Below are 13327 nucleotides of genomic sequence, written 5' to 3'. Positions count from 1 at the left end.
CCTCGAAGACTGGAGGCAAGGGGAGTTGCAGAGCCCGGTTTATTCAGTTGTCCTACCGGAGATGTACGTTTCGTACGGCCAGGGAGTTACGCCGCTGCGAGCATCGCGCCATTCGGCATAATCTTCCAGGAAGGCTTCCTGGGATTCAAGAACTTTCTTGACATCCGGGTACTTGCTCTTGAGTTCATCAAGATAGGTCTTGGTGGTCTTGCGGAACTCAATCAGGGTTTCCGGCTCAAGCTTGACGATTTCCACCTTTTCCTTAAATTTCTTCATGGCATCGGCGTTCAGCGAGTTAATCCAGTCATAGGCCCAGGCATGCGTTTCAGCAGCAGCCATTTTGACAATCCACTGCAGGTCTTCCGGCAGTTCATTCCACGCCTCTTCATTGATAATGACATCGCACTGGAAAGCAGTCTGGTGGGCTCCAGGCTGAAGAGCGTACTTGGTGATTTCATCAAAGCCCATTGGATAGTTGATTGCCGGAGTTGAATATTCAGCTGCGTCGATTACGCCACGCTCAAGGGCAAGATAGACTTCACCGCCGGGAAGGGGACTGACGGAAGCGCCGAGGTTATTCATGATGTCCATATACCAGCCCGGAGTACGAATTCGCATACCTTTGAAATCTTCCATCTTGGTAGCGCGCTTATTGGAGAAGAGACCCATCTCCTGGCCGGTCTGCCCTGCGGGGAAGGCTACCAGCCCATATGGTTTGTACAGTTCATTGAGCATTTCCTGGCCGCCGCGCTGGGTCATCCAGATATTATATGCCTCTGCGTCCATTCCGAACGGAACTGAAGCAAAAGCGACAAAGGCTTCGTTTTTTCCCTTCCAGTACAGCGGAGAGGCGTGGGCCATCTGTACGGAACCTTTACTTACGGCATCGAAAACCTGGCCTGCAGGAACAAGTTCACCCGCCGAAAACGGCTTGATGTCCAGCCTTCCTGCAGAAGCCAGACGAACGCTGTCTGCAAAATGGACGGCAATATCGTAGAAAAGCAGTCCTTTGGACCAGGGCATAACCATCTTCCAGCGGATTTTTTCCTCGGAAGGTTTGAAATTTACCCGTTTGGCTTCTTTGTGCCTTTCATCAATGCCGAACTTCTCACGCTTGGCGGCGTCCGCGGCATTGGCGGCTAAGCCTAATGCCAAACCAAAGGTTAACATGGCCATAAATATCCGTTTCATTGAACAACCTCCTGGAGTTAGGAAAGGAAATAAAATGAAATCCCTCCTCGGATTTCAGGTGCAGAGGACCTGAAAAAACAGGGCCTCTATTGGTATAACCAATTTACTATCATCCTGTTTGTTGTGCGTCAAGAAAAAACTTGATAAATAAAAATAACGTGATATTAGTACGGTAATTCTGTTTTTCCGTGCCGGCTATTTGTCGGGATGTTGGTTGAAATTTAATAATTGGTAATACCAATTAATTGCACCCCTTAGTCCAATTATTTGACAAGAGAACGAGGAGGAGCCGCGTATGAGCCGGCAGAGTGTTGTGAAAAAGTTTCAAGAGGTACTGGGCAGCGAAAATGTTTTTCATGAGGAGGCTGACCTGCTTACCTATTCGTATGATTCAGCCCCCACCGAGCAGGTAATGCCGGATTATGTGCTGCGTCCTGTTGATAGCGAATCGTTGGGAAAGGCGGTTGCGTTGTGCAACGAAAACAGCCTGCCGATTACCGTCCGCGGCGCAGGGAGTAATCTCAGCGGTGGGACTGTACCTGATCCAGGGGGTGTTGTGCTCCTGACCACCGGGCTCAACAAAATCATTGAGTTGAACCAGGAAGATCTGCTTGCCGTGGTGCAGCCCGGAGTGATTACCGCCCAGTTTGCGGCCGAGGTGGAAAAAGCCGGTCTGTTTTATCCGCCAGATCCCGGGAGTCAGGCCATTTCAACCCTTGGCGGTAACGTGGCGGAAAACGCTGGCGGATTGCGGGGACTAAAATACGGGGTGACCATTGATTATGTAATGGCCATGGATTTCTTTGATACTACAGGAAAGTTGATCAAGACCGGTGCCCGGACGGTAAAATGTGCCTCCGGATATAACCTGGGTGGGCTGCTGGTCGGATCAGAAGGGACGCTGGGTGTGTATAACACCATCACCCTTAAACTTATCCCACCGCCGCAGGATCGCCGTTCCATGCTGGCGGTATTTGATAGTATTCATCGCGCCTCGGAAACTGTCTCACGCATAATCGCTTCCAAGGTGGTGCCTGCTACCCTTGAGTTCATGGATAACGTGACCATCAGGGCTGTTGAGGACTTCAGCAAGGTTGGGCTGCCGGTAGATGCGGCAGCTATGCTGCTGATAGAGGTGGATGGCCATCCCGGTCAGGTTGCGGATGATGCAGAAACCGTGCGGCGTATTTGCGATGAAATGGGGGCTAACGATTTGAAAGTGGCGACCGATGACAGTGAGCGTGATTCCATCTGGGCGGCACGGCGCGCAGCGCTTTCCTCGCTGGCAAAATTACGGCCGACACTGGTGCTGGAGGATGCCACGGTTCCGCGCTCTAAAATTCCCGCTATGGTGCAGGCGGTAGATCAAATTGCCGCTGATTACGACTTGTTGATAGGCACCTTTGGTCATGCGGGCGACGGCAACCTGCATCCGACCATTCTCACTGATAAACGTGATCGCAAGGAGTGGGAGCGGGTCGAGCAGGCCATTGACAAGATTTTTGAGAAAGCCCTGGATCTGGATGGCACCATCTCCGGCGAACATGGTACCGGGACGATGAAATCCAAATATCTGGTTCAGGAAACATCCGCAGCAACCATCGCCTACTCCAAGAAGATTAAAGCTGCCCTGGATCCTAAAAACATACTCAATCCGGGCAAGGTGCTGGGGAGGTAGTCATGTCGGAAATTAATAAACTTGCCCGCCTGATGAAAGAGTTGGAAGATCAGGTGGTGGTCTGCATGCGATGCGGAATGTGTCAGGCGGTCTGTCCGGTGTACGCGCAGACAGGTAAGGAAGCGGATGTTGCTCGTGGAAAACTCGCCCTGGTCGATGGCCTCATGGAGGCGATGTTGACCGATATCGATGGCGCCAGGGAGAGGCTGCAAAAATGCCTTCTTTGCGGATCGTGCCAGGCCAATTGCCCTTCAGGAGTTGAACTTTCAGAAATTTTTCTCAAGGCCCGTACCATATTGACGGGATATTCCGGTCTTTCGCCGATAAAAAAGGTGATTTTTCGCGCGTTGCTTGCCAAGCCTGGGCTTTTTGACAGCTTACTGGAGTGGGGGGCAAAGTTTCAGCGGATATTTACCCGCAAGGCGAGCGAGGTTGTCGGCACCTCCTGTGCAACCATCGGTTCGCCGCTCATTGGTGACCGGCATTTTCGGACCCTTGCGGACAAACCGTTCCACAAAGAGGTGCCGCAGTTGTCAACGTCTGCAGGTGCATCCGGTTTACGGGCTGCAATCTTTACCGGATGTGTGATTGACAAGGTGTTTCCCGAGATAGCAAGGGCGACACTCAAGGTGCTCGATCACCACGGGGTTGGTATTTACCTTCCCAAAGGGCAGGGCTGTTGCGGGATTCCGGCTATCGCCTCAGGTGACGTCGCCACGATGAAAAAACTGGCCCTGCATACCCTCGATCTTTACAGGGGGCAGCAGTTTGATGTATTGGTTACCGCCTGTGGTACCTGCACCTCGACCATAAAGGAGATCTGGCCGGAGATGCTCACTGACCTGGAGCCCGCTGATCAGGAACTACTTGAAGACATGGTTGCTAAAACCATGGATATCAGTGAACTTCTTGTTCACAAGCTTGGGGTCAGCGACTCCGCTGAAACCGATGGGTCGGGAAAACTGGTGACGTACCATGATCCGTGTCACTTGAAAAAGTCGCTCGGGGTGTTCAAGGAACCACGGCAACTGATTGGAGCGACTGCAGGGTACCAGTTGGTGGAGATGGCCGGGGCTGACATATGCTGTGGCATGGGAGGGAGCTTTAATGTGCAATACTATGATATTTCGCGCAGTATAGGCTTGAAAAAAAGAAATGCCATTGCAGCAACCGACTGTGATGTGGTAGCCACTGGATGTCCGGCCTGTATGATCCAGATTTCAGATATGTTGTCGCAGCAGGGTGATGCCGTGCCGGTGCGACACTTTATAGAACTGTATGCAGAATCGTTATCCTGAGGAACCTATGAATCTACGCCCGATTAAACCTAAACGGATATCTGATCAGGTTTTTGAACAGATACGAGAACTTATTTATCGTGGGGAGTTGAAACCTGGGGAGCAGCTGCTTCCGGAAAGAGAGTTGGCCAGTAGCCTGGAGGTCAGCAGAACCACTGTTCGCAATGCAATAAATAAGTTGGTGACCCTCGGGCTGCTTGAACACCGCCAGGGGCAGGGCACTTTTGTAACGATTCCGGACGGGGACAAAAAAAATCCCCTGGCGACTATTCTCGAAGTGGATGATGTCACAATTCATGATCTGCTTGAGGTTCGGCTGGGCCTGGAGTGCAATGCCGCCAGAATGGCGGCATTGCGGGCAACTCCTCAAGACGTTCTCAGCCTCTCAAGAGCGCTCAAGGAGATGGAAGAGAACGTAAAGACCGGGGAGTTGGGGAATGAGGCTGACGCTGCATTTCATATGGCCGTGACTTTTGCCACCAAAAATCCTGTGCAGATACACCTGATGCGTAATTTTTACGACCTGCTCTTTTTGGGGATCAAACGTAATCTGAGCCACTTGTGGGATGACCCCAATAATATAGATATTGTTCTTGCAGCGCACACCAAGGTCTATGAAGCCATTGCCAACAGGCAGCCTGACGCGGCCGAAGAGGCCATGCGCGAACATATCCATTACGTGCAGGAGTGGTTTCGCAATAAATGGTAAGCAATATGCCTGAATGAAGGCATGGGGGAGAAACATCGGGAGGCTATCGGCTGCCCGTGTTTTTCTGTGCATTGTATGGTAGGGTGCACTAATTATCGCTTTTTCTTTGCAGCTGTTTATATTAAGTTTAGGTGAAACTTTGTTCGTGCAGAGAAACCCCTTATGAAAAATTCCCTTCCATTGACGCTTCGCCCAGAAAAACGTCGCTTTACCCGTGTGGTTTTTTCCCGCACCGTAAAGCTGGTCGTTGATGAGGTGGTTGTAGGCGAGTATATTGCCCGCAACCTCAGTATGGGGGGATTGTTTGTCGAATGTGAGGGGCTTGCTCTAGCGGTCAACACCAAATGTCTGATTGAGTTGCGCGAGCAGGGGCTCCACTCCAGTCTTATACTCAGAATTTGTGCAAAAATCATACGGGTGGAAGACCACGGGGTTGCTGTTGAGTTTACCGACATGGAAGATGACAGTTTTATGTTTCTCCAGACAATGGTGCTGTATGCTTCCGATGACCCTATTGGGGTTGCTGAAGATTTTCTTGAACAATTCTCGCTTGTTGCCCAGGCAGATAAAGTTGACACTGCTAATGGGTAACCTCCATCCTGTGCACAAACAGAGTGCATAAAATTTCTTTTCCTGTATCTTGGACCTCTGATTCATATTTTTCCAGACCTTCTCCTGTGCGACAATACGCTTATGGACAATAGAGATAATCCAGCATCACCGCCGACGACGCTCTTCTGGTCTTTTTTTGGAACCATCGGAGATAGGTGCATATACCTGCTTCGAGACCTCGGCAGGATGGGGCTTTTTCTTTTCTTTTCACTGGCAAGCATCTGGCAACGACCGTTTAGGGCCAGGGAGCTGGTGAAGCAGATGCGATTTATTGGCGCTGGGTCACTCACGGTTATTTTTTTTACAGCCCTGTCCTCCGGAATGGTCCTGGGACTCCAGGGAGTATATTCTCTCAGCAAGTTTGGTGCAGAAGGAATGCTCGGTTCAGCGGTATCGCTTACCCTGATTATGGAGTTGGGCCCGGTGTTGACGGCACTAATGGTAACAGGAAGAGCAGGTTCAGCCATGTGTGCCGAGATAGGCATCATGCGGATTTCCGAGCAGATCGACGCCCTGGAGTGTATGGCTATCGATCCCTTTCGCTACCTTGTCGCTCCCAAGGTGCTGGCCACGATCATTACGGTTCCATTGCTGACCGCAGTGTTTGATGTGGTCGGCATTTTCGGTGGGTATCTTGCGGGTGTACAGCTCATGGGTGTTAATGCAGGTTCGTATTTTTCTGGAATGGAGCAGAGTGTAACCAATCACGATATTCGACTTGGGGTTATCAAGTCTTTTGTCTTTGCCCTGCTGGTTGTGTGGATATGCGCAGGCAGAGGCTATTTTGTTCAACAGATCCGTGACGCAGGATTTGGTGCTGAGAGTGTCAGTAAAGTAACGACCCAGGCCGTGGTCATGTCCTCTATCTCCATACTTATTTTTGATTACCTGCTTACTGCCATTCTTCTTTGAGTAATAGGAGCCATGGATAACCCCACCACTGTTGTAAATGAGCATGCCATCAGATTTGAGAATGTGGTCAAGAGTTTTGGCTCGCGCGATCGAAGACATTTTGTCCTTGACCGTGTCAATTTTTCCATTCCCACCGCAAAAACGACTGTCATAGCCGGGGGGAGCGGGCAGGGGAAAAGTGTCATCTTAAAGCTGATACTCGGTCTGCTGCGGCCTGATAGCGGCTCGATTCTCATCGGCGGCAAGGACGTAACCAGGATGGGGTACAAGGCGCTTCAACAGTTGCGGATGCAGTTTGGGGTGCTGTTTCAAGGGGCCGCTCTCTTTGATTCACTGTCCGTGTACGAAAACATCGCCTTGCCGTTGCGTGAGCGTACCAGCATGACAGAGGAAGAGATTCGCGAGAAAATAGAAACAACCCTCGCGCAGCTTGAGTTGACAGGACATGAAATGAAGTTTCCCGCTCAGCTTAGCGGAGGGATGAAAAAACGGGTCGGCCTTGCCAGGGCCTTGCAGCTTGAGCCCGAGATTGTATTATACGATGAGCCGACAACAGGTCTTGATCCGGTTATGACCCGAGAAATTTATGACCTGTTTTCCAGCGTTCAGCAACGGCTGAAGTATACTGCTATTATTGTGAGCCATGATATCCCTCAGGTTTTTGAGCTGGCAGATCAGATTATTTTGTTGAACAAAGGGCAAGTTGACGTGTTTAGCGATGTGGAGGAGATCGCATCTTCCACCAAACCCTTTATCCAGGAATTTGCCATGAAAACCCTGGGTGTTACAGTAGACAATACAGCGAGGTAGGACCAATGAGATATTCTCGGTTTGATATACTGGTAGGTGTGTTTCTCGTCATCGGTTTCGTGGCTTTTGGCTGGCTGGCTTTGCAACTGGGAGAGGTGCCATTGCTTGCCGGTGTCCAGCGATACGATATTGATGCCGAGTTTCATAATGTTTCGGGGGTCAAAGCAGGAGCAGACGTGCAGATTTCCGGAGTGAGCGTCGGGTCAGTGAAAGGAATGCGGCTCAGCAAGGACGGTTTGGCTGTCGTGACAATGCAGTTGGACAACGCCATCAAAGTTCCCATGGATTCTATCGTTTCCGTCAAATCCCAAGGGATTATCGGCGACAAGTATCTGCAGATCTCCCTTGGCGGCGATGAGGAGCTGTATCAACCCGGTGACGTAATAGTGGATACGGAATCCTCGGTGGACCTTGAATCCCTAATCTCTAAATTTGCATTCGGGCAGGTGAAATAACTGGCATGGGCAACCGTATCCTTTCACTCATCGGCGCAGTTGCGATGCTCGCTTTTCTTTCTTGTTCGATACCAGCGGCAGGAGCTAAGGAGGTCGATTTTCTTGATGACGAATTCTATGAGGATGACTTTGCAATCACCCAGGTAGCTGATCCTATTGAACCCTTTAATCGGTTGATGTTTGAATTCAACGATTCAGCCTACACCTACCTGCTCAAGCCGGTGGCGAGCGGGTACAGTACCGTGCTTCCTGCTGATATCCGAGGGTGTATATGGAATTTCTTTCGAAACCTCGAAGAACCCATTCGATTTGTCAACTGTATCCTCCAGGGACGCTTTGAGGAGTCGATGTGGGTAGTGTCTCGATTTCTGATAAACACCGTTGCCGGTGTTTTTGGCCTTGGCGACCCTGCGACCAGGGAGTTTGGCATACCGATGATTGAATCATCGCTGGGCGAAACACTTGCCTTATGGGGTGTTGGCGATGGATTTTATGTGGTTATTCCTTTTTACGGACCTTCGACGCTGCGCGATTTTACCGGGACCGTAGTCGATGCATTCACTCTGGCACCCTATTATTTCTGGTCAGATGATTTCTGGACTCTGGCTACCATTTACGGTGTCAAGGAGATCAATAAACTGTCCCTCTTCCTTAATGCGTATGAGGATCTGCGGCGGCTGAGTTTTGATCCCTATGTAGCGCTGCGCAACAGTTACTTTCAAAATCGTCTCAAGCTTCGTGACCATTCCGATTTTAATGTGGACCTCAACTTCTAGCAAACGATCTGCCATGAACGAACTAAAACATGACCTGAGGAGAATGATTGGTCAGCTCCGTGGAGTGGTGCGCGGATTTACTGGCCAGCGCATGTGCCTTTTCCTTCTTGGAGTGCTTGCCTGTGGTGCTATCTTTGTTACGTCTTGCTTTGCTGCAGAGGATCCAGACCCAACCGAACAACTGCGGCCGTTTATTGAAAAAGTGACAGCGATACTTCGCGACGGGCAGGAGCAGAATGCAGCCAAATGCGATATCTGTCAGCGTATTATCGATGTGGCCAGGGAACGATTTGATTTTGAAGAGATGTCTAAACGGGTCCTGGGAAGGCACTGGCAACCGTTGACCAGTGAGCAGCGTCATGAGTTTGAAGATGTTTTTACCCGGCTGTTGCAGCATGCCTATATCGGCAAGATCGAAGAGTATGCCGGCCAGCAGGTTGAGTATGTAAAACAGCGCATTCGCGGCAGTCGCGCCGAAGTGCAGACCGTGCTCATCGATCAGGGAACCACTATACCTGTCTCCTATATCATGATCCTTAATGGCAATCAGTGGATGGTCTATGATGTGGTTGTTGAAGGGGTCAGCCTGGTGCGCAACTACAAAGAACAGTTTGAACAGATCATACAGGCTGATGGGTATGAACAACTGGTGAAGGACATTGAGAAAAAAATCAGTGAAATCGAAGTCGAGCCTTCTCCTGCCACTCCTTAGCACCATCAGCTCGCCTGCCACCAGGTATCCCCTGGCAGGTTCGGCCATCTGCCGTCGCTGAAGAAGAATAGCCATCGATACAGCCGAGTAGGGACGTTGCCACCAAAGGAAGTACATCACTTTTCCTTATTTTTCGTTAGCTTTCTCGTCGTTTTTCGTGTATATAAATCGGTTTTGACGAAAAATACCTTTGTTGCCACGGGGTAGTGTATCATGCGCCTTCGCTTCAACGAGATTTCGCCCCATGGAAATCAGTTTGAACTACAAGAAATTAAGGGTTTACAACAGCCGGAAATCCGATCTTTTCAGGGGGAGAGCCACGTTCATCTGCTGCTGAAAAAGAAGAATGATTTTCAAGTGGAAATGCAGGGCACTCTGCAGGCCACACCGGTTGTCGAGTGTGACCGCTGCCTCAATGCGTTTCCCTATCCCATTGATCTGTCTTTTCAGATACTATTTGAGGCGGGCGACAACGACAGGTGGCAGGTGAAGGAGATGGAATGTACCGCTCAGGAAATGGATACGGTCATTCTGGACGAACCAGTCATTGATGTGGATGATGTGTTGCGTCAACAGCTGTTGCTGGCGTTGCCGCTGAAGAAACTCTGCTCCCCGCGATGTAAAGGGATATGCAGTCAGTGCGGTGCGTCCTTGAATAATAGTACCCCGTGCGATTGTAAGCGAGAGTTTGCCGACTCGCCGTTTGCGGTGCTTTCCCGCCTTAAAAAAAACAAGTGATATTCAGCTGTCGGCTCCAGCCTTCAGCTGAAAAAAATAGTGTATATTGTTTAAGGAGAATAACCATGGCCTTACCGAAAAGAAGACATTCTCGATCCCGTACCCGTCAACGAAGAGCACATGATGGACTGAATCGTCCTTCTGTCAGCACCTGCCCTGAGTGTGGAGAACCAAAAATGCTCCACCAGCTCTGTGGTGGCTGCGGGGTGTACAAAGGGAAGCAAATTATTCAGTTAGAGGATGAACTCAACTAGGCGATATTTGTGCGTATAGCCCTTGATGCCATGGGAGGCGACCATGGTCCGGAAATGCTCATTCAAGGAGCAATTGCAGCCACCAAGGAGCACCAAGGCCTGAAGGTTGTCCTGGTAGGTGCAGAAGACTACCTGCAGCAGGAAATCGAAAAGGTGGCAGGCAAAAACAGCGACGCCGCCGACAAGTTGTCGGTTATCCATGCCCCCAGTGTCATCGGTATGGATGAATCGCCTGTTGATGCTGTCCGAAAGAAAAAAGATGCCAGTGTGATGGTCGCCTTTGATCTGGTCAGATCAGGCGAGGCTGATGCGGTAGTATCGGCTGGCAATTCCGGGGCAACACTTGCTGCAGGAGTACGTAAACTCGGCAGGCTCAGGGGAGTATCCCGGCCAGGAATTGCCAGTTTTTTCCCAACGTTGCAACGGCCGGTCATGTTGATGGATATCGGGGCTAATGTGGATTGCCGTCCTCAGCATCTCTACCAGTTTGCCGTCATGGCCTCATCCTGTTCCAGTTTATTGCTTGATATTCACTCCCCGAGAGTGGGCCTGCTCAGTATCGGTGAAGAAACCGGTAAAGGCAATGCTCTTGTCAAGGAAACCTACGAACTGCTGCAGCATGGGCCTTTGAACTTTGTCGGCAATGTTGAAGGCCGGGATGTCTACAAAGGGGATGTTGATGTTATCGTGTGCGACGGCTTTGTGGGGAATATTTCGCTGAAGATCAGTGAAGGGCTCGCAGATGCAGCCATGCAGATGCTGAAAAAAGAAATTATGAGGACCCTGCGAGCAAAAATAGGCTACCTGCTTATCCGCAAAGCGTTCGCAGCCTTTAAAAAACAGGTGGATTATGCCGAATACGGCGGCGCACCCCTGCTCGGTATCAATGGGACCGGAATCATCTGTCATGGTTCTTCCAATGCCACAGCCATCAGAAACGCAATCAAGGTTGCTTCCGAAATGGTGGGCCACCGAGTCAATGATGTAATCGTACAGGCACTTGGCAGCTCCAAGGTCTGACTGAGGCACAAGAATGAATAGAGCTGTAATACTGGGCACGGGATCCTGTCTGCCGGAAAAGCAACTGAGCAATACAGAGCTTGAGCAGATGGTGGATACCTCTGATGAATGGATTACCACCAGAACGGGTATAAAAACACGAAGAATATCCGGCAAGGGAGAAGAAAATTATCGAATCGCCGCTAAAGCCGGTGAACGAGCCCTCGCCATGGCCGGGGTTGACGCCTCGGATCTCGATATGATTGTCGTTGCCACTCTGTCTCCGCAGAAGATAATGCCTTCTACGGCCTGTTTTGTTCAGGCAGAAATCGGAGCGGTCAATGCCTTTGCCTATGATATCAACGCCGCTTGCACAGGGTTCACCTATGGAGTCGATCTGGCAAGTAAATATATCCAGAGCAACCCGCAAATGAAGGTGCTTGTTATTGGGTCGGAGACACTGTCAACCCGAGTGGACTGGAACGACAGAAATACCTGTGTGCTCTTCGGCGACGGGGCAGGTGCGGCCGTACTTGGCGGGGATACCAACGGCCGGGGTATATTCGGCAGTAAGCTGCATTCCGACGGCAACCTGTGGCACCTGCTGCATATGGACGGTCCGGAAAGCCAGAATACAAACCTGCAGCCAGAGGACTGGGAGGGAGCATTGATACGAATGAACGGCAGCGATATTTTCAAACATGCCGTTCGTGCAATGAATGATGTTGTTGACGAAGTCCTGCGACAAAATCAGCTGACCATCGATGACGTCGATCTGCTTATTCCTCATCAGGCGAATATCCGTATTCTGAACAAATTGCAGAGCAGATTGGGGATTGCTGATGAACGAATATTTATCAATGTAGAAAAATATGGTAACACCTCTGCCGCCAGCATTCCTATAGCACTGGACGAAGCCAACAGGCAGGGACGGATCAAACAAGATGACGTTGTCCTGCTGTGTACTTTTGGTGCCGGCTTGACGTGGGCATCATTACTTATGCGCTGGTAACATATCAAGGAGAAACTCGTGGAGTATTTTTTAACTGAAGAACAACAGATGATCGTTGATACCGCCAGGGAAATTACCAACGAGAAAATAATCCCTGTTCGTGCTGAACTTGACGAAAAAAATGAATTTCCTCGCGAGATTCTAAAGGATATAGCCAAAGCTGATCTGTTCAGCATCTTTGTTCCTGAAGAATATGGCGGATTTGGCGGCGGATGTTTTGATATTGCCTTGGCTATGGAAGAGCTGGCCAGGGGATGTGTCGGGGTCGCCACTAGTTTTGCCGCCAGTGCGCTGGGTATTTTTCCTGTACTCATATCCGGAAGTGAAGAACTCAAGCAAAAGTACCTTCCCTCCATAGCCACTGGGGAACGCTATGCCGCTTTTGGCCTGACCGAGGCTAATGCTGGGAGTGATGCCTCCGGTATCCAGACAACGGCAGTGCTTGACGGTGACGAGTGGGTACTCAATGGCACCAAACAATGGATTACCAATGGCGGAGAAGCCGAAATCTATACCATTATTGCGCTGACAGATCCTGGAAAAGGTGCTCGAGGTGCTTCCATCTTTGTTGTGGAAGACGGAGATCCCGGGTTTTCTTACGGGAAAAAGGAAGATAAAATGGGGATTCGCTCTTCCGCAACCAGGGAGCTGATCCTCAAGGATTGCAGGATACCCAAGGATCGTCTTGTGGGCAGGAAGGGCACTGGTTTCATCACTGTCATGAAGACGCTGGATATTTCCAGACCAGGTATCGCTGCTCTTGGCGTAGGGCTTGCACAGGCAGCTCTTGATGAAGCTGTAGTGTATGCCAAGCAGCGGGTGCAGTTCGGTAAACCAATCGTTTCTTTTCAGGCTGTGCAGCATATCCTCGCTGACATGGCCATCCAACTGGAGGCCGCTCGCGCGCTTGTATATGCAGCTGCCCGCCATATTGACAGTAATCCCAAAGATATGTCCAAAGCTTCCTCCATGTGCAAGGTCTTTGCAACCGACATGGCAATGAAGGTGACCACAGATGCGGTTCAGGTACTCGGTGGATACGGGTATATGAAGGAGTATCCGGTGGAGAAGATGATGCGTGACGCTAAAATCCTCCAGATTTACGAGGGGACCAACCAGATTCAGCGTAATGTGGTAGGCCAGGAACTGAACAAAGAATATTCCGCATAGT

General features: G+C 50.3%; 15 protein-coding genes. 14 read left to right on the top strand and 1 reads right to left on the bottom strand.

The window, feature by feature from the left end; genetic code table 11:
• Nucleotides 1-39: 39 nt before the first annotated feature.
• Entirely contained in the window at nt 40-1191 is a 1152-nt protein-coding gene (locus ACZ52Z_RS05200; protein WP_464269693.1) for a TRAP transporter substrate-binding protein, read from the bottom strand.
• Between the two features lie 295 nt (nt 1192-1486).
• Here ACZ52Z_RS05200 and ACZ52Z_RS05195 point away from each other — a divergent pair, with 295 nt between their 5' ends.
• The 14 genes from ACZ52Z_RS05195 (at nt 1487) to ACZ52Z_RS05130 (ending at nt 13326) form a co-directional block, all read left to right on the top strand.
• Nucleotides 1487-2869 carry an FAD-binding oxidoreductase gene (locus tag ACZ52Z_RS05195; protein WP_464269692.1) on the top strand — a complete coding sequence of 461 codons (1383 nt, stop codon included), beginning with the start codon at nt 1487-1489 and terminating at the stop codon, nt 2867-2869.
• A 2-nt stretch (nt 2870-2871) separates the two neighbouring features.
• Nucleotides 2872-4167: a (Fe-S)-binding protein gene (locus tag ACZ52Z_RS05190; RefSeq protein ID WP_464269691.1), complete on the top strand. Its 1296-nt coding sequence runs from the start codon at nt 2872-2874 to the stop codon at nt 4165-4167.
• Nucleotides 4168-4174: 7 nt separating this feature from the next.
• Nucleotides 4175-4876, top strand: a complete 702-nt coding sequence (locus ACZ52Z_RS05185; RefSeq protein WP_464269690.1) for a FadR/GntR family transcriptional regulator — start codon at nt 4175-4177, stop codon at nt 4874-4876.
• A gap of 162 nt (nt 4877-5038) precedes the next feature.
• A complete protein-coding gene (locus tag ACZ52Z_RS05180) occupies nt 5039-5467 on the top strand; it encodes a PilZ domain-containing protein (RefSeq protein WP_464269689.1) in 429 nt (142 codons plus the stop codon).
• Between the two features lie 102 nt (nt 5468-5569).
• Nucleotides 5570-6400: an MlaE family ABC transporter permease gene (locus ACZ52Z_RS05175; RefSeq protein WP_464269688.1), complete on the top strand. Its 831-nt coding sequence runs from the start codon at nt 5570-5572 to the stop codon at nt 6398-6400.
• 12 nt (nt 6401-6412) lie between these two features.
• Nucleotides 6413-7210, top strand: a complete 798-nt coding sequence (locus tag ACZ52Z_RS05170; protein ID WP_464269687.1) for an ABC transporter ATP-binding protein — start codon at nt 6413-6415, stop codon at nt 7208-7210.
• 5 nt (nt 7211-7215) lie between these two features.
• Nucleotides 7216-7665, top strand: a complete 450-nt coding sequence (gene mlaD / locus ACZ52Z_RS05165) for an outer membrane lipid asymmetry maintenance protein MlaD (RefSeq protein ID WP_464269686.1) — start codon at nt 7216-7218, stop codon at nt 7663-7665.
• 5 nt (nt 7666-7670) lie between these two features.
• On the top strand, nt 7671-8441 hold the full coding sequence (locus ACZ52Z_RS05160) for an MlaA family lipoprotein (RefSeq protein ID WP_464269685.1): 771 nt from the start codon (nt 7671-7673) through the stop codon (nt 8439-8441).
• A gap of 13 nt (nt 8442-8454) precedes the next feature.
• Nucleotides 8455-9153: an MlaC/ttg2D family ABC transporter substrate-binding protein gene (locus tag ACZ52Z_RS05155; protein ID WP_464269684.1), complete on the top strand. Its 699-nt coding sequence runs from the start codon at nt 8455-8457 to the stop codon at nt 9151-9153.
• A 213-nt stretch (nt 9154-9366) separates the two neighbouring features.
• Nucleotides 9367-9891 carry a YceD family protein gene (locus ACZ52Z_RS05150; RefSeq protein WP_464269683.1) on the top strand — a complete coding sequence of 175 codons (525 nt, stop codon included), beginning with the start codon at nt 9367-9369 and terminating at the stop codon, nt 9889-9891.
• Nucleotides 9892-9956: 65 nt separating this feature from the next.
• Entirely contained in the window at nt 9957-10145 is a 189-nt protein-coding gene (gene rpmF / locus ACZ52Z_RS05145) for a 50S ribosomal protein L32 (RefSeq protein WP_464269682.1), read from the top strand.
• A gap of 9 nt (nt 10146-10154) precedes the next feature.
• Nucleotides 10155-11165, top strand: a complete 1011-nt coding sequence (gene plsX, locus ACZ52Z_RS05140; protein WP_464269681.1) for a phosphate acyltransferase PlsX — start codon at nt 10155-10157, stop codon at nt 11163-11165.
• Nucleotides 11166-11178: 13 nt separating this feature from the next.
• Nucleotides 11179-12156, top strand: coding sequence for a beta-ketoacyl-ACP synthase III (locus tag ACZ52Z_RS05135; protein WP_464269680.1), 978 nt, complete (start codon nt 11179-11181; stop codon nt 12154-12156).
• A gap of 18 nt (nt 12157-12174) precedes the next feature.
• Complete coding sequence (locus ACZ52Z_RS05130) at nt 12175-13326, top strand: acyl-CoA dehydrogenase family protein (protein ID WP_464269679.1); 1152 nt, start codon at nt 12175-12177, stop codon at nt 13324-13326.
• The last annotated feature ends 1 nt before the right edge of the window (nt 13327 follow it).

This window comes from Desulfogranum aggregans, from assembly GCF_055398265.1.
The sequence above is the reverse complement of the archived record's forward strand: the minus strand, read 5'-3'. Positions and strand labels throughout refer to the sequence as shown.